Origin of the sequence: Rhizobium sp. NLR16a, from assembly GCF_017948245.1 — a bacterium.
In the GTDB taxonomy this organism is placed as follows: Bacteria; Pseudomonadota; Alphaproteobacteria; order Rhizobiales; family Rhizobiaceae; genus Rhizobium.
Window position 1 is genome coordinate 397,681 of sequence record NZ_CP072866.1, and the last position, 22,368, is coordinate 420,048.

The window sequence follows — 22,368 nt, forward strand, 5'->3', positions numbered from 1 at the left end:
GGTCATTTCGCCCGGTTCAACGGCGTGCCGCCACCGCATGGATGGCCCCACGGCCGATGGGCTGGGCCATGGATTTTGCCGTCGAGCGGAGGGCTGCGGAATGGCTGGAGACCACCTCGTCGAGCCTGAACTGTGCGACAAGTTCGCGAAGCTTCTGGGCCTCCTGCGCCAGTGAATCGGATGCTGCAGTCGATTCTTCCACCATCGCTGCGTTCTGTTGTGTGGTCTGGTCCATCTGATTGACCGCGACGTTCACTTCGCTCAGTCCGATCGACTGTTCTTTCGCAGAGGTGGCGATCGAATCCATGTGGTGATTGATCTGGGTGATGAAGCCGCCGATGGTCTTCAAGGCCTGGCCGGTATCGCGCACCAGCTTGACGCCGCTTTCCACTTCCCTCGATGAGTTCTGGATAAGCCCCTTGATTTCCTTGGCAGCGCCGGCAGAGCGCTGTGCGAGTTCGCGCACTTCCTGGGCGACGACCGCAAAACCCTTGCCGGCTTCGCCGGCTCTCGCCGCTTCGACGCCGGCATTGAGGGCAAGAAGGTTGGTCTGGAATGCGATTTCGTCGATGACGCCGATGATGTTGGAAATCTGCTGCGACGAGGCCTCGATGCGTTCCATCGCTTCCTCCGCATGGGAGACGACTTCCGCCGAAATCCCGGCGCTCCGGTTTGCCTCGGTGGCGACTGCGCGCGTCTCCTCGGTCCGCTTGCTGGAGTTCGACACGTTCGCTGTGATTTGTTCTAATGCGGCCGCCGTTTCTTCGAGCGAGGCCGCCTGCTGCTCTGTCCGTTTCGAAAGATCACCGGCGCCCGAGGAGATTTCCCGGGTGCCTTCGTCGATCGTGCCGATGCTTTCGGAGATTGCTCTCAGCGTCGCGCCAAGCTGCGTGACCGACTGGTTGAAGTCATGGCGGAGTGCTTCAAACTCGGGGGCGAAGGCCTCATTGAGCTGGAAAGCGAGATCGCCCGAAGCGAGCCGTTTCAGACCGGCGGCCAGACCGGAAGTGGCGATGCGCAACCGCTCTGATGCGTCGGCTTCCGCCTGCATCTGCGCCGCAACACGATCTGCCTCCGCCCTGTTGCGGTTCTCCTCGGCTTCCACCGCCAGGCGCTTGTTCGCAATCGCGGCCTGGCGGAAAATCTCCACCGCTCCCGCCATCAATCCGATTTCGTCGGCGCGATCGGCAAAAGGAATTTCCGAGCCGGTGTCGCCTTCGGCGAGATGCCGCATCGAGGCGGTGATGTTGGTAATCGGATTGGCGATGCTCTTCAGTACGAAGACGATCGCGCCGAGAACGATCAATCCCGCAAAGGCGATCGTTGCAAGGAGGTAGGATTCGATGGAGGCGAAGGTCTCCTTGCTGAGATCGGCAGCCTTCTTGCTGCCGCTGACGTTCAATTCGACCAGGGCCGCCGTGGCCTCCTTGAGCTTGTCCAAATAGGAACGCATCTCGCCGCCCAGATATTGGCCAGCTTCTTCGGTCTTGTTTGCACGGGAAAGAGCAAGCAACTGCGAACTGCTGGCGACGTAGCCTTCGACACTTTCTTTGATCGTCTTGATCAGATCCCGCTCGCGATCGGATGAAGCCAGCTGAAGATAAGCGTCTGCCGATTTGCGAGTTGCATCTTCGGCGGCCTTAATGGCCTCTTCACGGGATTTCTTCTCTGCTTCCGCCTGGACGATAATGTGATCGCGGTAAGCGAGGCGCAAATTTGTCATGGCGAGGCTGATCGCTTGCGAAGCCTGCACGCTCGGCAGCCAGTTGGCGGCGATTTCTTCGGTGGAGCCGTTCGTCTTTTGCAGGCCGTCGACCGCGAGATAGGCAACGAGCCCGAAAAGGAGAGCTATGCCGCTGACAATGAACAGCAAACTCGATTTAATGTTTGGACGGCGCATCAAAGTCCCCATCGAACAGTCCGGTGTCGTGCCGGTTTGACCAGGCATGTTTGTAACGGAAAAAATTTAACGATGTGTTCCGGAGTGTAAAACGCCGTTTACCAGTTTACGCGAAACTCGCCGCCCTCTTCGTGTTCAGATTCCCGCTCCAACCGGAAAACGCTTAATCGACGGCTCAGGGACAATAGGAGCCAGACATGGTGAAGCGCATATTTTCCGCCCTTCTTGCGTTGGTCCTGCCGGTACAGGCAGCCGTTTCTCAACCCCCTGATGACGCACAGGCACGCAAAGCCCGGTCTGTCGCCCAGCTTCAGTCGGAAGGCGTGCCGACCATCGATCATCTGCCGTCCATCGAGGCAGAGAGCGACAGTACCCGCCGCGATAAAAGAGCAGTCGTTCAGCGCGCTATCGCGCTTGCGATCGTTGCCGTAAAAGGCGAGACTGGTGATCACTCGATGGGCCAGGCTCTCATCCGGCAATTCGATGCAGCAAGTTTCTTCACCCCCAAGGAACAGGCGTTCATGGACGACCCCGATCCTTCGGAGCAGGACCGGGTGAACTTCGCTTGGCGCTATGAGGGCGTGCACGTCATGTTATGGGCGCTCGGGATCACGGCCGATCTCGAACGTCCCGACCATATTTGCGATGTGCCATCCATCGCCGGGACGCTTCGCGAACTCGGCACCGACGGGCTGATGCGCCGCGCCAGGCTGCGTCCGCAGAAAGAACTGCTCGACGCCGCCGACCTGATCTACCGCTACGATTGGGCGGCCGTGAATGCACGGCTGAAGGGCGAGGAGGCGCCGGCCGGACTGGACAAGGGCGTGGTTTACGAGCGCCACTACGCCCTCAACTGGCTGATCGGTTACCTGAATCAGGACTGGGATGATATTTCCACCGATACGTGACGAGTGTGGACTTCCTGCCCAAGTCGAGGATTGAGGCGGGGGAGTCGGCCCCCGTGCCGAAGTGGATGCATGTTTTGCGAAATGGCATTATGATCGGCGCATCGCCTGACCGGCGTTGGTTTCGGACACGTGATCCGCAGGACGGGGGGGACGGCAGGATTTGGAACGGCTGAAGGATCTGGACAGTGTTTCCGCGCGGGTTGGCAGCGGGTCGGCGTCGTCTCCCTACGAGCGGCGCGGCGTCGTGGCCGCAGCCGTATACCAGCATGGGCAGCGCATTCGCGACATCAGGATAGAGGAGGCTGGCGAATGGCGGAACCGGGAGGATGCGATCGTCTGGATCGGCCTGCACGAGCCGGATGAAGTGCTGCTGCACCAGATCCAGGCCGAATTCAATCTCCATCCGCTGGCGATCGAGGATGCGGCGCAGCCGCACCAGCGTCCGAAGCTGGAGATTTACGGTGACGCGATGTTCATCGTCGCCCGGACCGCCCATATGAAGGATGGCGAGATCATCTTCGGCGAAACGCATCTGTTCGTTGGCCGCGGTTATGTCGTCTCCGTTCGCCACGGAGAATCGTCTTCCTATCTGGCCGTCAGGCAGCGATGCGAGGCGACGCCCGCCGCCCTTGCCCATGGCGAGAACTACATTCTCTATTCCATCCTCGACTTCATCGTCGACAACTACATGCCTGTTATCGAGGTGGTGCAGGAGGAGGTCGAGATGCTCGAGGATCTCGTGCTGCGCGAACAGCTGGGAAAATCCGACATCGAGCGGCTTTACATGCTGCGGCGCAAGCTTCTGCGGCTGCGCAACGCAGTAGTGCCACTCGTCGACGTCTGCCGGCGATACGAGCATATCGATCTTCCCGGCATGGATCCGACGCTGCAATCGCTGTTCCGCGATGTGACCGATCACGTGCGCCGGGTTCAGGAGGATATCGACGCGTTGCGCGAGGTGCTCGCTTTCGCCTTCGAGGCCAGCGTGATGATCGGCCAGACGGAACAGACGGCAATCGCCCGCAAGCTCGCCGCCTGGGCGGCGATCCTCGCTGTTCCCACCGCGATCGCCGGCATCTACGGCATGAATTTCAGCGACATGCCGGAATTAAAATTCCAATATGGCTATTTCGTCGTGTTGGGCGTCATCGCCGTCCTGTGCCTCAGCCTTTTCGGCTTCTTCCGCCGGCGAAAGTGGCTTTAGTCAGGACAGCGCTTTCAGCAGCCGATTTCGGTGTATCCCCATATAGCCGATGTCGTTCAGATAGAGCCTGGCGTCTCCTGCATCGACGTCTTCCGCGAAGGTCTCGTCGCCGGCCGCAGCCTTTGCCAACATGAAATCGGCAAGGGCTTGGAGCCGCGTGCAGACCATTTCGGGAAGCCCACGCCGTTCTGCCATCGTCGCGCCATAGGCGGTGCAGAAGATTTCCGCCCGCCGCAGTTGGTCGTCGAGACCGAATGCCACGGAGGCATTGGCAGGATCGGAGAGGGGCGCCCAGCGATAGACCGCATAGGCGAGATCCCAAAGGCGCGGGGCGGGATGGGCAGTGTCGAAATCGACGATCCCGACAGCTTCCTGATCGACGGTGGCGACATTGTAGGGCGCAAAGTCTCCGTGACAGACGATCTCCCGCGGCTCCTGCGGCGGCAGCATCCATATCTGAGCATCGTCATCCGATTCCAGAAAGCCTTGAGATGCTCTATGAAAATCGCGCAGAAGTCTTGCTGCGGAAATCAGCATGCGCTCCGATCCGACAAGGGGATCACTGAGGTCTTCGCAGACGCGCCCGTCGACATAGCTGACGACCTCCTGATCGTCGCCGATAATTTGAATGGGCTGCGGAGCCGCCGGGAAGCCGTTGCTTCTGAGATGACGCAAGAACCGGTGCGTGGTCGGCGTCCATGCTCCTGATGGTCTGATGACGGTATCGCCGTCGCGCCAGATCTGCCCGGTTCGACCGCCCTCCAATAATTCCACGCATGGCCTCCTACGCAGATTTCAGTTTTTCGATATGGGCCTGAACCGTAGCGCCAAGGTTCGTCTCATGGCAGTTCCGGTAGAACGCCGCCGTGTCCGACGGCATCCCGTTGGGAATGGCGACGAAGTCGTCAAGCCGGAAACCACTTGTACTGCCGAGTTGCGGGTCAGCCAGCTGGCTTTCACTCAGGGCGCCGACGCGAACGGCCAAGTCTTGGAAATAAGCGAGGTTCTCGTCCACTGCCGAAGGCGTCGATGTTCTGCCGTGTGCGGGAATGACCAGTTTCGCATCAAGGTCACGGATAAGCCTGAGTGAGGAGCGGATCTGGCGAAGATCATCGGCACTCCTGCTCCAGACTTCGGGAATGGGATATTCCACCGCGTCGACGGCGAGGCAGATGCGGAGTTCCGGAATCCAGACGGCGATATGGTCAGGCGTGTGTCCCGGCGTGTGAATGAGTTCCAGCGTCAGATCGCCGCCGTTAAGGACCATCGAGCCGGAGAAGGTGATATCCGGGCCGATAAGTTCGACGTTCGCAAACCGCGTTTCCTGTCTCGCCTTGTCCTTCAGGATCTGCTGCGTAGAGGCATCACGCAGACGGTCGAGCGCGGCGGCATGCGCGATGATCGGAGCACGCCCTGAAACCGCAGTGTTCCCCCAGAAGTGATCCCAATCCATATGCGAATTGACGACGATCAGCGGGCGATCCTCGCCTCTGTCCCCAACCAGATCGAGCGCAATCCGGCACAGTTCCGGCGTGCCGAGCGTATCGATCAGGACATTGAACCTCTCGGTCCGCACAAACACGGCATCGACCTCGTCTCCCGCCCGGAGGATAATGATGCGCTCGTCAAGTCCGGGATAGGAGCACAATTCTACCGCTGGGTTCACGTCTGCCCGCCTTCGCTGCAATCGCAGTGATATCATCTACTACATCAAATCTCGTTTGGATGCTCGCCCTCTAAGGGCTTCCCGATTTCCGCTCCACCGGCACTGGCACATCCCACCGTTCCATCACGGCGTTCGGCACAGCGGCCGCGCAGATCACTATAACGCTGGGCTTCGAGCGGTCGAGGCTCTTCGGCGTCCATCGTGCCTGCAGGGGCACCGCGCATCGGGGCACAAGCACCTTCGCATTGGGTTCTAGCACGTTCCACTGCTCGTGCGCCTTGGCGTTCTCCTGTGCGATGAAGCGCCTGGCCTTTTCGCGGATTTCGAACAGGCCGTGCTTATCCGGCGTCGAGCGATCGGTCTCGATGCTCCAGGAGGCGAGGCAGGGTATGCAAGCCGTGAGGGCGGTGATGAAGACTATTGATCGAAGCATTGATGGGCTCTCAACCGCTCGAGATTTCCGGATCGGAAACAGTCGGACGATCTTTTATCGCATGGCGGCAATATCTCTACCGGCAAATCGTGAGGACTTCCTTCTCTCGCTGAGCGAGATCGGCCTGCCGGATCACGTCGTCTCCCACCTCGCGCGCAGGCGCGTTCAGCCTTTAGCCATGTGCCCCATGCAGCCGTGAATTGACGGTTTGAGTGGAACAACCTCCGCCAAAAGAAGTTTGCCTGAAAAGCAACACGAGGCGGCGGCCGATGTTACTCTCTGCGAAGCAGGGTGCGTTCAGCACCCCACCCCGGATCTATTATGTCAACCCGCTACTTCTCCAAGGCATCGATGCATGGCGCGAGGTTTTCGACCATGCGGCGGATACCGGCTTTGAGTATGTTCTGACGGCGCCGCTCTTCGACCGAGGCGGGGACTGCAGCGTCTTTACCTCCCGGGATTTCGATCGGCTCGATCCTGAACTGCAGCTCGGAAGCGCGGTCGATGATGGGATATCGCGCCTGTCGGAGGCCGCTGACAAGAGCGGCGTCGGCCTGATGATGGACCTGATGCTCGACGGGAAAGTCGGCGATGCGCAAGTGGGCTTTCGTCCGATCGATCCTCGACGCTCGCCGCTCGATCCGGCGGAGCCGATGAACACGATCGGGTCCGAGCGGCAATTGCGTTTGTTGGGGGAGTGGACCGAACGGCTGTGGCGGCTGTCCGGGCTCGGCCTCTCCGGCTACCGAGTGCTCGGGATCGATCGCGCTGAACCGGCGCTTTTCAAATCGCTGATCGCTGCGGTGCGCGAGAAGGCTGACGCGCAATTCCTCGCCTGGACGCCCGGCACCGACTTTGCGGTAAGAAGAGGGATCGCGGATGCGGGCTTTTCTGGATGTTTTTCATCGATGGCCTGGTGGGATCTCGACGAGAGATGGTTCGTCGAGGAGCATCGCGTTCAGGAGGCGCTCGGCTGGCAAATTGCCTTTCCCGAACCGCCCTTTGCCAGACGGATTGCGCATGGGACCGAGAGCCGTGAAATTCTCGAGCGGCGTGCCGTCAGAGCGCTGCGGCTCGCCGCCTCGCTCGGCGGCGGCCTCATGGTTCCGATTGGTTTCGAATATGGTGCGGCGACGCCGCTCGATCCAACCCACGGCGATGGTTCGGGGCTGCGGAAGCTGCGCCATGATCTCGCCTTCGACATCTCCTCTGAAATACGCGCCGCCAATGCCGAGATCGGCAGGCCCGGCCACGCGCGCGCTCCGTCGCTTCGCCTGATCCGCAACGCCAACGGGCCGGTCTCCGCGCTTGTGCAATCCGAGGAGCAGGATCTCCGCAGTGCATCGAATGTGCGGTTCGTCCTGATTAACCGGGACCTCCGGAGAAGCGCGCCCGCGCCGATGACGGCGGTTCGCGAGGCGGTGTCCGGCTATCTTCCCGTCGCGGCCGATGGCGCAATCCTGCGCCTGCGGGCCGGGGAGACGCGGATCATCGGAGCCAGAGCGCCGGAGCCGATCACATCCCGACCCGCCCTCGACGTTGAGCAGGCGATCGCTTCGCCGCGGCTTGCCATCGAAAACATCATGCCGCGGGTCGATGACGGACGCTTTCCTGTCAAGCGGGTGGTCGGCGAGACCGTCACCGTCGAGGCCGATCTATTCGCCGACGGTCACGACCCGATCGCGGCCGTCCTGCTCTGGCGGCCGCACGACGCCATGGCGGAGTGGAACGAGACTGAGATGCAGCTGGTCGAGAACGACCGCTGGCGCGCCGAATTCCTGCTGGAGCGCATCGGACGCTACGAGTTCGCGGTCGAAGCGTGGAAGAATCCGTTCGCGATCTTCCGCTACGAACTGACCAAGAAGAACGATGCCAGGTTGGACCTGAAGCTGGAGCTTCAGGAGGGGTTGAACCTCGTGCGCGCCGCGAGGGCCGAAGCGCCGGCGGCACTCGGCGCCGACTTGCAGGCGCTCATCGACGGTCTGGAAAACGCCTCGGATGCCGAGCGCACGGCAATCCTGCTCGACCCCGAGACCTCCGAGTTGATGAACAAGGCTGACAGGCGGCCCTTCCGGCTTCGCTCCACGACAAGCGCCGTCGATGCTGAACGCAAGTCGGCGGCCTTCGCCAGCTGGTATCAGATCTTCCCGCGCTCACAGAGCGGCGATCCCAATCGGCACGGCACCTTCGACGACGTCATCCCGAGATTGTCTGCCATCCGCGACATGGGTTTCGACGTGCTCTACTTCCCGCCGATCCATCCGATTGGAACGACCAACCGAAAGGGACGCAATAACAGCCTGAAGGCAGCGCCTGATGATCCCGGAAGTCCCTATGCCATCGGTTCCGAGGAGGGCGGCCATGATGCCATTCATCCCGAGCTTGGCGATTTCGAGGATTTCGGCCGGCTGGTCGAGGAGGCGGGCCGGCATGGGTTGGAGATCGCGCTCGATCTCGCGATCCAGGCTTCGCCCGATCATCCCTGGCTGACGGAACATCCCGGCTGGTTCGACTGGAGGCCCGACGGCACGATCAAATATGCCGAGAACCCGCCGAAAAAGTACGAGGACATCGTCAATGTCGATTTCTATACGAAAGACGCGCTGCCCTCTCTATGGGTGGAACTCAGGGATATTGTCCAGCTTTGGGTCGACCAGGGCGTCAAGCTGTTTCGTGTCGACAATCCGCACACAAAGCCATTTCCGTTCTGGGAATGGCTGATCGGCGATATCAGGGCGCGCCATCCCGACGTCGTCTTCCTGTCGGAAGCCTTCACCAAGCCGAAGGTCATGTACCGGTTGGCGAAGATTGGCTTCTCCCAGTCCTACACATACTTCACCTGGCGCAATACCAAGTGGGAGCTCGAGCAATATATGCGAGAGCTGACCGAGACGGCGCCGAAGGAATTCTTCCGCCCGCATTTCTTCGTCAACACCCATGACATCAATCCGGAGTTTCTGCAGAACGCGCCGCGCCCGGCCTTCCTGATCCGCGCGGCACTCGCCGCGACGCTTTCCGGTCTGTGGGGCGTTTATAACGGCTTCGAACTCTGCGAGGGCCGTCCCGACGCCAAGCGCAAGGAATATGCCGACAGCGAGAAATACGAGATCCGCGCCTGGGATTACGACCGGCCGGGCAACATCATCGCCGAAATCAGGATGCTGAACCGCATTCGGAACGAAAATACCGCGCTGCATTCGCATCTCGGGCTGACGCTGCTGAACGCCTGGAATGACAACATCCTGTTCTTCGAGAAGGCGAGCCAAGCCCGCGACAATGTCTTGCTGATCGCGATCAGCCTTGACCCCCATAATTTTCAGGAAAGCGATGTCGAACTGCCGCTTTGGAAGTGGTCGTTGGATGATGGCAGCGCGCTCGACGCCGAGGACTTGGTCACGGGGCACCGGTTCAGGTGGAACGGCAAGCGGCAGAGAGTGGGTTTCAATCCTCAGATCCTGCCCTTTGCGATCTGGCGCGTTCGCGCAGCGGAGGCATGAATGGACACGATGAATCCCGGTAGCGTCGACCCGCTGCTCTGGTACAAGGATGCGATCATCTACCAGCTGCACATCAAGTCATTCTACGACGCCAATGGCGACGGCGTCGGCGATTTTGCCGGCCTGCACCAGAAGCTCGATCACGTCGCAGCGCTCGGCGTCAACGCGATCTGGCTTTTGCCTTTCTTTCCCTCACCGCGTCGTGACGACGGCTACGACATCGCCGACTACGGCAATGTCAGCCCGGATTACGGGACTATGGAGGATTTCCGCGCCTTCGTCGACGCCGCCCACCAGCGCAATATCCGTGTCATCATCGAGCTCGTCATCAACCACACCTCCGACCAGCATCCCTGGTTCCAGCGGGCACGTCATGCACCTGCGGGATCGCCGGAGCGGGATTTCTATGTCTGGTCGGACAGCGATCAGAAATTTCCGGAAACGCGCATCATCTTCCTCGACACGGAAAAATCGAACTGGACGTGGGATGCCGTCGCCGGCGCCTATTATTGGCACCGCTTCTATTCCCACCAGCCCGACCTCAATTTCGACAGCCCGCTTGTTATGGAGGAGCTGCTGAAGGTGATGCGCTTCTGGCTGGAGACCGGTATCGACGGTTTCCGCCTCGATGCGATTCCGTACCTCGTCGAGCGCGAGGGGACGATCAACGAAAACCTTCCCGAGACGCACGCAATCCTCAAGCGCATCCGTGCCGCCCTCGATGCCACTCATCCCGGCGTGATGCTGCTTGCCGAAGCCAATCAATGGCCGGAGGACACGCGCGAATATTTCGGCGAAGGCGACGAATGCCATATGGCGTTCCACTTCCCGCTGATGCCGCGCATGTACATGGCGATTGCCAAGGAAGACCGCTTCCCGATCACCGACATCCTGCGCCAGACGCCTGAAATCCCGGAGAATTGCCAATGGGCGATCTTCTTGCGCAATCACGACGAACTGACGCTTGAGATGGTCACCGACGCCGAGCGGGACTATCTCTGGGAGACCTATGCTTCCGACAAGCGCGCCCGCATCAATCTCGGCATCAGGCGGCGCCTGGCGCCGCTGATGGAACGCGACCGCCGGCGCATAGAGTTGATGAACGCGCTTCTTCTGTCGATGCCGGGGACGCCCGTTATCTATTACGGTGATGAGATCGGCATGGGCGACAACATCTATCTCGGCGACCGCGACGGGGTGCGGACGCCGATGCAATGGTCACCCGACCGCAATGGCGGCTTCTCCCGAACGGACCCGGCGCGCCTCGTCCTGCCGCCGATCGCCGATCCGCTCTACGGCTTCGAGGCTGTCAATGTCGAAGCCCAGAGCACCGATGCGCATTCGCTGCTTAACTGGACGCGCAAGATGCTGGCGCTGCGCGGTCGGCATCCGGCCTTCGGACGCGGTTCGCTGCGTTTCCTCTCGCCTGAGAACCGCAAGATCCTGGCCTATCTCAGGGAATATGAAGGCGAGACGCTGATGTGCGTCGCAAACCTCTCGCGACTGCCCCAGGCGGTCGAGCTCGACCTCTCGGCCTTCGAGGGCCGCGTGCCGATCGAACTGACGGGCATGTCGCCCTTTCCGCCGATCGGGCAACTGACCTATCTCCTGACGCTGCCGCCCTATGGCTTCTTCTGGTTTCAGCTGGAGGCCGATGCCGATCCGCCGGCATGGCGTACTGCTCCGCCCGAACAGCTTCCCGATCTCATGACGATGGTCCTCCGCCGCGGTCTGCTCGACCTCGTCGATGAACCGCGGCTGGGACGCGTCCTCAGCAACGAAATTCTGCCCGCCTACCTCTCCAAACGGCGGTGGTTCGGCGCAAAGGATCAGCCGCTTCAGGCGGCTCGACTGATTTCGGCGACGCCGATCCCCTATGCCGATGGGATCGTTCTCGGCGAGTTGGAGGTGGAGCTGCCGGATCACAGCGAATCCTATCAGTTGCCGCTGGCGGTCGCCTGGGATGATGCGCAACCCTCCGCTCTGACACAGCAGCTTGCGCTCGGGCGGGTTCGTCAGGGCAGGCGGGTCGGCTTCCTGACAGATGGGTTCGCGGTCGAGCCGATGGCGCGCGGTATCCTGCGCGGGCTGACCGACCGCTCGCGCATCACCGGACGTACCGGCACCCTCGAATTTCTCGGCACCGAGCGGCTCGACCGCCTACAGGTTACCGACGGCATGCCGGTTCATTGGCTATCGGCCGAACAATCCAACAGTTCGCTGATCGTCGGCGACGTCGCCATGATCAAGCTGATCCGGCACATCTTTCCGGGCGTCCATCCGGAAGTCGAGATGACGCGGTTTCTGACCTGCGCGGGTTACCATCACACCGCTCCACTCCTCGGCGAGGTCGCGCATACGGATTCCAGTGGGCGTCGCTCGACCTTGATCATCGTCCAGGGCGCGATCCGCAACCAGGGCGACGCCTGGAACTGGATGCTGAATAATCTGCGCCGCGCGGCCGACGAGCTCGTGTTGAACGATCCGGCGGTCGAGCCCGGCGACGACGTCTTCCGGCCGCTGATCAGCTTCGTTGCCATGGTCGGTATGAGGCTCGGCGAGTTACACGTCGTGCTCTCCGGGGAAAACGCGGACGAGGCTTTCAGCCCTGTGGTCGCTGGCGACGATGAGGTCGAGGCGATCAAGAAGGCGGTGGCGGGCGAAGTCGCCTATGCCATGTCGAAGCTTGCCGAGCGCGAGGAAAATGCCGAGCCCGCTATCGATCTGCTCGCCCGTCCGCTTCTGGAACGCCGCTCCGAACTGGTTGAACTTGGCGCGCGCCTGGCGGAGAGCGCCCGCGGCACGCTGATGACGCGTACGCATGGCGACTTCCATCTCGGTCAGATCCTGGTCAGTGAGGGCGACGCCGTCATCATCGATTTCGAGGGCGAACCCGCGAAAAACCTTGCTGAACGCCGCGCCAAGACAGTTCCGCTGCGCGATGTCGCCGGGCTTCTCCGGTCGCTCAGCTATCTCGTCGCCACCGCCCAGCTCGACAATGACGCGGTCACCGAACACGAAAACGAGGTGCGCCGTGACGCCATCGCCCGTTTCGGGCGCAATGCCGAGCAGGCTTTTCTCGATGCCTATTGGCAGGCGGTCTCGACCTCGAAGGCGCTCGCCATGCCGACCGAACAAAGACGGAGGGTTCTCGATGCTTTTCTTCTCGAAAAGGCGGCATACGAAATCGCCTATGAGGCCCGCATCAGGCCGAAATGGCTGCCGATCCCGCTTGCCGGCCTTACCGAAATCGTATCGCGCTTAGCGGGGGTCGAGGCATGAATGTTGAACGCTCGGAACTTCTCGCCGGCATCGGACATGATGCGCTCTGGGCGCTGATCGAGGGACGCCATGGCGATCCCTTTTCGATCCTCGGCCCGCATGAAAGCGGCGGCATGACGATCGTGCGCGTCTATTTGCCGGGTGCCGAAGGCGTCGATCTCATCGAAGCGGCGAGCGGCAGGGTGGTGGCACCCTTCAGCATCGCTCACCCCTCAGGCTTGTTTGCGGCGGCGATGGGTTCGAGGATGCCCTACCGGTTGCGGATCACATGGCCGGATGGCGAGCAGATCACCGAAGATCCCTATAGTTTCGGACTTCTGCTTGGAGAGCTCGATCTCCACCTGATCTCCGAGGGCACGCATTATAGCCTGAGCCGGACGCTCGGCGCGGTTGAAATGTCGGTCGACGACGTCGCAGGCGTCCGCTTCGCCGTCTGGGCGCCGAATGCCCGCCGCGTTTCGGTTGTCGGCGATTTCAACGCCTGGGACGGGCGGCGAAACCCGATGCGGTTGAGGCAGTCCGCCGGCGTCTGGGAGCTGTTCGTGCCCCGGCTGGCGCCCGGCGAAAGATACAAGTTCGAGATCATCGATCCGCATGGAAACTGTTTGCCGCAGAAGGCCGATCCGGTGGCGAGAGCGAGCGAAGCTGCCCCGTCCACCGCTTCGATCGTCGCATCGTCGATGCGATTCCGGTGGACTGACGACAATTGGATGAAGGGCCGGTCGCGACAGCAAAGACTGGAAGGGCCGATCTCCGTCTACGAGGTGCATGCCGGTTCCTGGCTGCGGGAGAATGGCGGGCGGTCGCTCGACTGGGTCGAGCTCAGCCAGCGGCTCGTTCCCTATGTTCGCGATATGGGATTCACCCATATCGAGCTGCTGCCGATCATGGAACACCCCTTCGGCGGCTCCTGGGGGTATCAGCCGCTCGGCCTCTTCGCCCCGACCGGCCGTTATGGCACGCCTGAGGATCTCGCCTATTTCATCGACCGCTGCCATGGCGCCGGGATCGGCGTCATCCTCGATTGGGTGCCGGCTCATTTTCCCACCGACGTCTGGGGGCTCGCCCGCTTCGACGGCACCGCGCTCTACGAACACGAGGATCCGCGTGAAGGCTTTCACCGTGACTGGAACACGCTGATCTACAATCTCGGCCGCAACGAGGTGAAAGGCTTCCTGATCGCCAGCGCGCTGGAATGGCTCGAACGCTACCATATCGACGGATTGCGCGTCGATGCCGTCGCCTCGATGCTCTACCGCGACTACAGCCGCAACGAGGGGGAATGGATTCCGAACCGGTATGGCGGCCGTGAGAACCTGGAAGCGGTGGAATTCTTCAAGCACCTGAACAGCATCGTCCATGAGCGCTGCCCGCATGCGATGACGATCGCAGAGGAGTCGACCGCTTGGCCCGGCGTCACCAAGCCGCCGGAAGAGGGTGGGCTCGGTTTCGACATGAAGTGGAACATGGGCTGGATGCATGACAGCCTGAGCTATATCGAGAAGGACCCCGTCCATCGGAGCTACCATCACGGCACGATGACCTTCGGCATGATCTATGCCTATTCCGAACGCTTCATTCTGCCGATTTCGCACGACGAGGTGGTCTACGGAAAAGGCTCGCTGCTCGGCAAGATGCCGGGCGACGAGTGGCAGAAATTCGCCAATCTGCGGAGCTACCTCGCCTTCATGTGGGGCCATCCCGGCAAGAAGCTGATGTTCATGGGAGGCGAGATCGCTCAGCTCGGCGAGTGGAACCACGACGCCTCAATCAGCTGGGATGTGCTGGATCGGCCCGCGCATGCGGGAATCCAGCGGCTGGTCAAGGATCTGAACGGCTTCTACAAAGACGAGCCGGCATTGCAGTTCGGCGATTTCCATCACCAAGGCTTCGAATGGGCGGCGGCCGACGACGCGGTGAATTCAGTGCTCGGCATGCTGCGTTATGCCCCCGATCGCTCGTCCTCGGTTCTCGTCCTCTCGAACTTCACGCCGGTGCCCCGTTACGGCTACAGGATCGGCGTGCCGCAGGATGGCGTGTGGGTCGAACGGGTCACGACGGATGCGCGCGAATATGGCGGGTCCGGTCTCGTCAACGGCGCAGTGTCGAGCGAACCCGTGGCCGCCCACGGCAGGCCGCATTCCCTCGCGCTGACACTGCCACCGCTGGCGACGATATTTCTCAAGGGGCCGTCGCCGTGAAAAGGTCTCGGCCCCTTGCGGTCATTCGGCATGCGGAGCCGGATGAATGAAAGGCCAGGGACTCGCCTCAGATCCCCTTCCAACCGGAACTTCGATGAGAACGGGCTCGTCGAGTGCGAGTGCCTTCTCCAGCACCTCTCTCAATTCGCCGGGGCTTGTCGCCCGGAAGGATCGGATGCCGAAGCTCTCGCCAAGGACGACGAAATCGGGATTGGTCAGATCCGAGCCGAGAGTGCGGCCCTTGTAGATCTGCCTCTGGTCGCGCAGCACATTGCCGTAGGCTGAATTGTTGAAGACGATGGCGACGACGGCGATCTTGTGCTGGACGGCTGTGGCAAGTTCCTGGACGCCGAACATGAAGCCGCCATCGCCCGAAACGGAGACCACTGCCTTATCGGGATGGGCGACTTTCACGCCCAAGGCGGTGTTGAAGCCGAAACCGAGATTGTCCTGATAGCCGCATGTCACGTATTGGCGAGGGCCGTAGGTCGGGAAGGCAAAGCGGGCGGCAAAGCCAGTCTGGCTGATTTCCTCGACGAAGAAGCCGTCTTTCGGCAGGGCCTCGCGAATGGCTTCGAGATAGCCAAGCTGTGGCTGCACCGCCGAGAAACGAGATCTTGCTTCTTCATTGAGTTCGGCAAATTTGTGCCTGCGATCCCCTCGGAAGTACCCCGCCAGCGCGTCGGTAAGAGCCTGGGCCCCATCCTTGGCGTCCGAGACGATGCCGACATCCGGCTTGAGACGGACCATCTCGGTCGGATCGATATCGATGCGGATGATCTTGAGCCCCTTGGGAAGCCACTTCCAGCGCATGAACTGCAATTCGAGCCTGCTGCCGATCCCGATCAGCACGTCGACCTTCTTCCAGTATTCATAGGCGGCCACGAAATTCATATAGTTCGGATGGTCGTCGCGCACGATGCCCTTGCCGGAGCGATGCGATGTCACCGGCGCCTGCAGCAATTCCGCTAACGCGGCGATCTCCGCGCCGGCATCCACCGCGCCGCCGCCGACCATGATCATCGGATTGCTTGCGCTTGATATCAGTGCTGCCGCGGCTGCGATCTGATCGGGATCGACGGTTGGATGAGGCGCTCTCGCGCCAACGGGAATGTCGATTTCAGGGCCGGATTGTCCGAACACGTCCCAAGGGGCTTCGACCGCTCCCGGGCCCTGGCGGCCGGAGAGCATCTTGCCGACGACCGCCGCCATGACCGGACCGGCTTCGGACTGATGGTTGATGCGTTCTGCCGCCTTGGTAATCCCGCGCATCGTCGCAAGCTGATCCGGCAGTTCGTGCAGCTGTCCTCTGCCTCGGCCGATGAGGTGCGACATGATGTTGCCGGTGATGCAGAGCACCGGCGCGTTGGCGCCGTAAGCGGTGCAGAGGGCGGCGCCCGAATTGAGAACGCCCGGGCCGGGCACGACGGTATAGGCACCGATCCTGCCGGTGGATTTGGCATAGCCGTAGGCCATGTAGGCCGCGCCCTGTTCATGCCGGGTGTGGATGAACCGGATCTTGTCGCCGGCGTCGTAGAGGGCATCGTTGAAATCGTACATGTGGGCGCCGGGGATGCCGAAGACTGTATCGATCCCATGGGCGACAAGCGATCGGGTGATCGCCTGGCCGGTCGTTTCTTTCCTGTTCATTCAAAGGCTCCAATGGTGCGATCGGTTATGATTTCAGGCAGCCTTCGGCCCGGAGCGCCGCGACGATGGCGCCGGCATCGGCGGGCTGCATGCCGGCAAGGTTCATGCGCCCGGAATCCGCCATGTAGATGCCGTGGTTTGCCCTGAGCGCGACCGCCGTTTCCTTGCGCATGGAGAGATTGGAAAACAGGCCGCGCTGACGGCTGATGAAAGCCAGTTCGGGCGAGGCAGCAGCCAGCGCCGCGCGATTGCCGTTGATGCGCTCGCACATCTCTTCGAGTTCGGCGCGCCACATTGCCGTCATTTCCGGGTTTTCGAGAATGGCCCTGACGATGGCGGCCCCATGATCCGGCGGCATGGACCAGTTGACGCGGGCAAGCGCCGCCATGTTGCTTTCCGCCTTTCTGGCGTCATCGGCATGGCGAGCCACGACACACAGCGCGCCGACGCGTTCGCGATAGAGGCCGAAGTTCTTGTCGCAGGAATAGGCGATCAGCGCTTCCTCGACCGCATCGAGGATTATGCGCGTCGGTGCTGCATCTTGTTCAAGACCGTCGCCGAGCCCCTGATAGGCAAGATCGATGAAGGGCACGAGCCTGTGCGCAACGAGAAGTTGGGTAATCTCTCGCCACTGTTCCACGGTAAAATCGATACCCGTGGGATTATGGCAGCAACCGTGAAGCAGCACGACGTCGCCTTCCCCGGCGGAAGACAAAGCGGAGACCACGCTTTCGAACGTCACCTGCTGTGACGTCAGGTCGACGAAGGCATATTCCTTTACGTCCAAGCGTGCCGAAGCGAAGATCGGTGCATGGTTAGGCCAGCTCGGCGTTCCCAAGAGAACCTTTGCCGATGGATTTGCCGTTTGGATGAGTTCCGCGCCGAGACGGAGCGCGCCGCTGCCGCCCGGCGTCTGAATGCCGGCGAGCCGTTGGGCGAATTTCGGCGAGTTGCCGAAGATGATCGGCTCAAGCAGGCGCACGAATTGCAGATCACCCTCGGGGCCGAGATATTTCTTGCTGTCCTGGGTCTCCAGGAGAAACTGCTCCGCCGCCTTGACGGCCCGCATGACGGGCGTGCGTCCCATGGCATCGCGATAGACGCCGACGCCGAGGTCGATCTTTCCGGGACGATCGTCGGCCTGGAAGGCTTTGATGAGCGCGAGCAGGCTATCGGCCGGCCGGCTGTTCAGTTGGTCAAACACTGTCACCTCCACTTGCATGTCAGAGGCCGAAGATTAACGGAACTATCGCGACGAATTTCTGCGATTATCTTCCTGTTTAAGCGTAATTGTGCAGATAATCTGCGTCAAATCGGTATAATACGCAGAAACTCACCGCAATCGAGGCCGATGACCATGCTGGACCCATTTGATATCAAACTGCTCGCCGCTCTCCAGCAGAACAGCGAACTGACGCAGAGCGAACTCTCTCAGAAGGTCAATCTCTCGGCGACCCAATGCGCCCGCCGTTTGGAAAGGCTGCGCAATGAGCAATATATTCAGAGCGTCGTCGCCATCCTCAATCCGGTGAAGCTGGGTTTCACCGTCGTCGCGCATACGCTCGTCAGCCTTCGCGCGCATACAGAAGGCGGAAACGAGCGGCTCCATCGTTTCATCGAGACTGCGCCGGAGATCCTGGAATGTTATTCGCAGACGGGTGACGCCGACTTTCTGATGAAGGTCATGACGCGCGACCTCGACCATCTCAGCCAGTTTCTCGAAAGAATGATCCGGGTCACCGACAATCTGGCGTCGGTGAAATCGAGCATCGTCCTGAAGACGATCAAAAAAACGACCGCTCTGCCGCTGCAGATCGTGACGTGAGGGCGGCTCCGGCCGCTTTCACCTGAGATAATGGATATGCGGGCGCGAATGATGGGGTGAAGCTTCGATGCGGGCTTCGACCGAAAAGACTTCGCGCAGCAGTTTCTCGCTCAACACGTCCTCTGGCGCGCCGGAGGCGACGATCCTGCCCTGCTGCATTATAATAAGCTCATCGCAGAACATGGCGGCATGGTTGAGATCGTGCAGCGCGACGATGCTGGTGATCGGCAGGCCGGAAACGAGCCGCATTAGGCCGATCTGGTGCTGAATGTCGAGATGATTTGTCGGTTCGTCGAGGATCAGCTCCTGCGGCGATTGGGCAAGCGCCCTGGCGATATGGGTGCGCTGCTTTTCGCCGCCCGACAGGCTCTGCCAGCGCTCGTCGCGCTTTTCGGCCATGCCGGCGCGTGCGAGTGCGGCCTCGACCGCCTCTTCGTCGGCTCTCGTCCAGCCCGAGAACATCGACCGGTGCGGGAAGCGGCCGAGCTTGACGACGTCGACGACCTTGAGGTTGGCGTTCGTCGTCGCGTGCTGCTCGACGAAGGCGATGCGCCGGGCGATCGACCGGCGGCTGATGGTACCGATATCGCTACCGGCGAGGATGACGCGACCCGAATGCGGCCGCTTCAGGCCGGCGAGAAGCCGCAGCAGCGAGGTCTTGCCCGAGCCGTTTGGCCCGAGCAGGCCGAGCATCCGGCCGGGCTGCGCCTCCATGGAAACACCGTCCAGAATGGTCTTCCTGCCAATTTTCCAGGTGAGGTTGTCAGCCTTGATGCTCATGGCGCGCGCTGGAACCGGTAGAGGATGATTGAGAAGAAGGGCACGCCCACCAGCGCCGTGACGACGCCAATCGGCAGGATCTGGTTGGGAATGAGGGCGCGCGCGGCAATGTCTGCGAGCACCATGAAGATCGCTCCCGCGATGGCGCAGGCCGGCAGGAGACGGATATGCAGCGGCCCGACGACGAAGCGGGCGACATGCGGCACGACGAGGCCGACGAACCCGATCGAGCCGACCATGCTGACGATCGTCGCCGTCATCATCGCGGTCAGCGCGAAGAGCGCCATTCTGGCGCGGCTGACATTGACGCCGAGCGAGGACGCCGCTTCGTCGCCGAAAGCGAAGGCGTCGAGCACGCGGGCGTAGAACAGACAGGCGGCGAGGCCGAAACCGACGACGATCGAGACCAGCGCGAATTCCGGCCAGCGCACGCCGCTGAAGCTGCCGAGCAGCCAGAACATGACGTCGCGGGCCTGTTGCGCGTTGGCCGAGGTGGTGACGATATAGGAGGTGGAGGCGTTGAAGAGCTGCGATGCGGCGACACCGGCAAGGATGGTGCGGTCCGCGCCGCCGCGCGTGCCGTTCGACAGCAGCGCCACGAAGAAGAAGGCCGCGAAGGCGCCGGCGAAGGCGCCTGCCGAGAGCGATACAGCGCCCGCGCCGACGCCCAAGATGACGATCGCGACGGCGCCGGTGGAGGCTCCGGCGGAGATGCCGAGCACATAGGGTTCGGCCAGCGGATTGCGCAGCAGCGACTGCATGATGGCGCCCGACAGCGCCAGCCCCGCGCCGCAGAAGGCGGCGACGAGCGCGCGGCTGAGCCGATAGTCCCAGATGACGGTCTCATGGATGCGGTTCAGCTCGACCGCGGTCCAGCCGAGCCGGTTGGTGACGGCCGAAAAAGTGGTCGCAAGCGGGATCGGCAGGTCGCCGATCCCGACGCTGACGCCAATGGCGACAGCGATGAGGCAGAGGGAAGCGAGCAGCAGTGCGGTGACCGCTCCCAGCCGCCGGAAGAGACGGCCTGCGTTGGTCACTTCAGCAGACCAAGGGCCTTCAATTGCTCGGCAACCTGCTCGGCGCCGTAGATCGTGCGGATGGTCGGATTCATCGCCTGGCCGTCCATCACGACGAGAGCCTTGTTCTTGACGGCCGGGATCTGGCTGACGGCCGGATCGGTGTTCAGGAAGTTGATCTTGGCCTCGGGCTTGTCGAGCTCCCAGCGGTTGCGGTCGAGGCTGGCGACGACGATGACGGCGGGATTGGAGGCGATGATGCCTTCCCAGCCGACGGTCGGCCATTCGGCGTCCGCGGTGATCGCATTGTGGCCGCCAAGCAGGTCGGCGATGAAGCCGGAAGCGCTGTACTTGCCGCCGACATAGGCATCGGCCGAGGGGCTGGGGCTGGAGAACCAGAAAACGTAGGAGAGGTTCTGGCCGTCCTTGGCAACGCTGCCGCGGAGCTTGGCTTCACGCGCCTTGAAATCGGCGATCAGCGCCTGGCCGCGATCGGCGACATCGAAAATCTGCGAGAGTTCGTCGATCTCCCTGTAGAGCAGATCCATGTTCCATGGCTCGCCGCGGCTGCCGTACTGGTCCTTGACATCCTTGGTGCTGAGGCAGGTGCTCGGCGAGAGATAGGTTGAAACGCCGACCTTGTCGAAATCCTCGCGCTTGGCGATCTTGCTGTTCGGGCCGACGAGGCTCGGCAGGGCGACGGCCACGAAATCGGGATTTTCGGCAAGCATGGATTCGAAGGTCGGCATCTCCACGGTGAGGAGCTTGACCTTGGCATTGGCTTCGGCGAGTTGCGGCAGGACCTTGCTCGGCCAGAAGGCGGTGCCGACCATCTTGTCCTGGAGGCCGAGCAGCAGCAGGATTTCCGCGCTGTTCTGCCCAAGCCCGATCGCCCGCTCGGGCGCTTTCTTGAAGGTCACCTGCGCGCCGCAGTTTTCGAGCGTCAGCGGGTAGGTTGTCGAACCGGCGAATGACGGGGCTGCGGCAAGGCCGATCAGGGCGGAGAGGCCGCAGGCGGCCAGAAGTGATTTGAGGCTGGTCACGAAGAAAATCCCGGTGCGTGAATATATGCGGCCGGGGTATAGCCACAGGAACGATCGGAAAACAAGACAAAAAAGATCAACTTATCGCAAAAATCGACGGCACTGAACATTGCCGCCGGAACAGTGCTCGCCGGTGTCGAGCGAAAAGCCTTCGAACATGATTAGCTGAGCTTGCCCACAAGCTTGGCATAGTCCGAAAAAGTGGCGCCTTCGCCTTTTCCGCCGGCTTCGCCGGCAAGCTGCAGTACGCGGATCGGAAATAGGATTGCCGCCAAGTTGGCGCCGGACAGCTCGTGGTCATCGTCTTCCTCAATCGCCTTTTGAGCTTTCGAGAGCGCGGCGTCGATCTCGCCGCGCGTGAGCAGTTCCTTTTCCACGATGGCGTCGAATATCGAGGCCATCGCCATGATCAGGCCTTTGAGCTGCAGATTGGCGGTATTCATGAGAACTCCCAGGTGAAGAAAGGATCCTAGTCTGGCTCGACGGGCCGGATTGTTTCGACCGAGACCGTACCCTCGAGTATACCGCGCTTTATATCATGTCTGTTCCGATCGATCTCTATCACGGTGTAGAGTTTATCGTCGCGAAAGGCGCTAGCATTGGCGGTCGTGACGTCCTCGGCGGGCGCCGCATCGACTTCCATGAAATCGAGTTCTCGTGCGGCCGCGACGATCCTGGCATCGCCTGGCGTTCGGGCGGCCACGACGATCGTGCCGTGATTGGTGGCATTGCCCCATCTGGGATCATCGGGTTTCGCAATCGGTTCCAGCCGATAGATGTTGAGCACCTCGCCGCCGGCCTCTGGCGATGCCTCCGCGGCGGCATCCTGCATCTGCGCCTGACTCTCGACCGAGCGCCCGAAGGTCGTCGGGCTGATCGCGTTGTTGATCTCGTCTTTGCCTGTCCTTGAGACGTTCGACATGTCGCTCTCCTTGTCAGGGCGGAAACGACGGGCGGCGGGAA

At 61.6% G+C, this 22,368-nt stretch carries 17 protein-coding genes; 6 read left to right on the forward strand and 11 right to left on the reverse strand.

All coding sequences use genetic code 11. The features are described from left to right. Nucleotides 1–16 precede the first annotated feature (16 nt). On the reverse strand, nucleotides 17–1,900 hold the full coding sequence (locus J7U39_RS21595) for a HAMP domain-containing methyl-accepting chemotaxis protein (RefSeq protein WP_210631825.1): 1,884 nt from the start codon (nucleotides 1,898–1,900) through the stop codon (nucleotides 17–19). Between the two features lie 197 nt (nucleotides 1,901–2,097). Between J7U39_RS21595 and J7U39_RS21600 the strand changes: the two genes are divergently transcribed. Both J7U39_RS21600 and J7U39_RS21605 read left to right on the forward strand, forming a co-directional pair. Continuing rightward, nucleotides 2,098–2,808, forward strand: coding sequence for a DUF4272 domain-containing protein (locus J7U39_RS21600; protein ID WP_210631826.1), 711 nt, complete (start codon nucleotides 2,098–2,100; stop codon nucleotides 2,806–2,808). Between the two features lie 160 nt (nucleotides 2,809–2,968). Continuing rightward, nucleotides 2,969–4,012 (forward strand): magnesium and cobalt transport protein CorA, encoded by a 1,044-nt coding sequence (locus J7U39_RS21605; RefSeq protein ID WP_210631827.1) that lies wholly within the window; start codon nucleotides 2,969–2,971, stop codon nucleotides 4,010–4,012. Here the strand turns inward: J7U39_RS21605 and J7U39_RS21610 are convergent, their stop codons facing one another. The 3 genes from J7U39_RS21610 to J7U39_RS21620 form a co-directional block, all read right to left on the reverse strand. After that, a complete protein-coding gene (locus J7U39_RS21610) occupies nucleotides 4,013–4,786 on the reverse strand; it encodes an aminoglycoside phosphotransferase family protein (protein ID WP_210631828.1) in 774 nt (257 codons plus the stop codon). It abuts the gene before it with no gap. Between the two features lie 10 nt (nucleotides 4,787–4,796). Next, nucleotides 4,797–5,678, reverse strand: a complete 882-nt coding sequence (locus tag J7U39_RS21615) for an MBL fold metallo-hydrolase (protein WP_210631829.1) — start codon at nucleotides 5,676–5,678, stop codon at nucleotides 4,797–4,799. A gap of 70 nt (nucleotides 5,679–5,748) precedes the next feature. Then, the gene (locus tag J7U39_RS21620) at nucleotides 5,749–6,111 is read right to left on the reverse strand and encodes a hypothetical protein (RefSeq protein ID WP_210631830.1); all 363 of its coding nucleotides are present in this window, start codon (nucleotides 6,109–6,111) and stop codon (nucleotides 5,749–5,751) included. Between the two features lie 269 nt (nucleotides 6,112–6,380). On the opposite strand from J7U39_RS21620, the gene J7U39_RS21625 reads away from it, so the two are divergent. Genes J7U39_RS21625 through glgB form a run of 3 tightly spaced genes read left to right on the forward strand, consistent with a single transcriptional unit; the run spans nucleotide 6,381 to nucleotide 15,091 of the window. Continuing rightward, a complete protein-coding gene (locus tag J7U39_RS21625) occupies nucleotides 6,381–9,608 on the forward strand; it encodes an alpha-1,4-glucan--maltose-1-phosphate maltosyltransferase (protein ID WP_210631831.1) in 3,228 nt (1,075 codons plus the stop codon). Continuing rightward, nucleotides 9,609–12,890, forward strand: coding sequence for a maltose alpha-D-glucosyltransferase (treS, locus tag J7U39_RS21630; protein ID WP_210631832.1), 3,282 nt, complete (start codon nucleotides 9,609–9,611; stop codon nucleotides 12,888–12,890). Next, nucleotides 12,887–15,091 (forward strand): 1,4-alpha-glucan branching protein GlgB, encoded by a 2,205-nt coding sequence (gene glgB / locus J7U39_RS21635; RefSeq protein WP_210631833.1) that lies wholly within the window; start codon nucleotides 12,887–12,889, stop codon nucleotides 15,089–15,091. The genes treS and glgB overlap by 4 nt, the downstream gene beginning before the upstream one ends. A gap of 21 nt (nucleotides 15,092–15,112) precedes the next feature. Here the strand turns inward: glgB and J7U39_RS21640 are convergent, their stop codons facing one another. Together J7U39_RS21640 and J7U39_RS21645 are read right to left on the reverse strand one after the other, a co-directional pair. Beyond that, entirely contained in the window at nucleotides 15,113–16,741 is a 1,629-nt protein-coding gene (locus tag J7U39_RS21640; RefSeq protein ID WP_210631834.1) for a thiamine pyrophosphate-dependent enzyme, read from the reverse strand. A 25-nt stretch (nucleotides 16,742–16,766) separates the two neighbouring features. Continuing rightward, nucleotides 16,767–17,945, reverse strand: a complete 1,179-nt coding sequence (locus tag J7U39_RS21645) for an amino acid aminotransferase (protein ID WP_210631835.1) — start codon at nucleotides 17,943–17,945, stop codon at nucleotides 16,767–16,769. A gap of 153 nt (nucleotides 17,946–18,098) precedes the next feature. Between J7U39_RS21645 and J7U39_RS21650 the strand changes: the two genes are divergently transcribed. Next, entirely contained in the window at nucleotides 18,099–18,566 is a 468-nt protein-coding gene (locus tag J7U39_RS21650; protein ID WP_210631836.1) for an Lrp/AsnC family transcriptional regulator, read from the forward strand. 18 nt (nucleotides 18,567–18,584) lie between these two features. Here the strand turns inward: J7U39_RS21650 and J7U39_RS21655 are convergent, their stop codons facing one another. The 5 genes from J7U39_RS21655 to J7U39_RS21675 all read right to left on the reverse strand — a co-directional run bounded on the left by J7U39_RS21655 (nucleotide 18,585) and on the right by J7U39_RS21675 (nucleotide 22,327). Then, on the reverse strand, nucleotides 18,585–19,346 hold the full coding sequence (locus tag J7U39_RS21655) for an ABC transporter ATP-binding protein (protein WP_210631837.1): 762 nt from the start codon (nucleotides 19,344–19,346) through the stop codon (nucleotides 18,585–18,587). Continuing rightward, the gene (locus J7U39_RS21660) at nucleotides 19,343–20,383 is read right to left on the reverse strand and encodes an iron ABC transporter permease (protein ID WP_210631838.1); all 1,041 of its coding nucleotides are present in this window, start codon (nucleotides 20,381–20,383) and stop codon (nucleotides 19,343–19,345) included. Before J7U39_RS21660 ends, J7U39_RS21655 begins: the two co-directional genes overlap by 4 nt. Then, complete coding sequence (locus tag J7U39_RS21665; RefSeq protein WP_210631839.1) at nucleotides 20,380–21,405, reverse strand: ABC transporter substrate-binding protein; 1,026 nt, start codon at nucleotides 21,403–21,405, stop codon at nucleotides 20,380–20,382. The genes J7U39_RS21660 and J7U39_RS21665 overlap by 4 nt, the downstream gene beginning before the upstream one ends. Nucleotides 21,406–21,566: 161 nt before the next feature. Continuing rightward, on the reverse strand, nucleotides 21,567–21,848 hold the full coding sequence (locus J7U39_RS21670) for a hypothetical protein (protein WP_210631840.1): 282 nt from the start codon (nucleotides 21,846–21,848) through the stop codon (nucleotides 21,567–21,569). 26 nt (nucleotides 21,849–21,874) lie between these two features. Then, nucleotides 21,875–22,327 (reverse strand): hypothetical protein, encoded by a 453-nt coding sequence (locus tag J7U39_RS21675; RefSeq protein WP_210631841.1) that lies wholly within the window; start codon nucleotides 22,325–22,327, stop codon nucleotides 21,875–21,877. Between the last annotated feature and the right edge of the window lie 41 nt (nucleotides 22,328–22,368).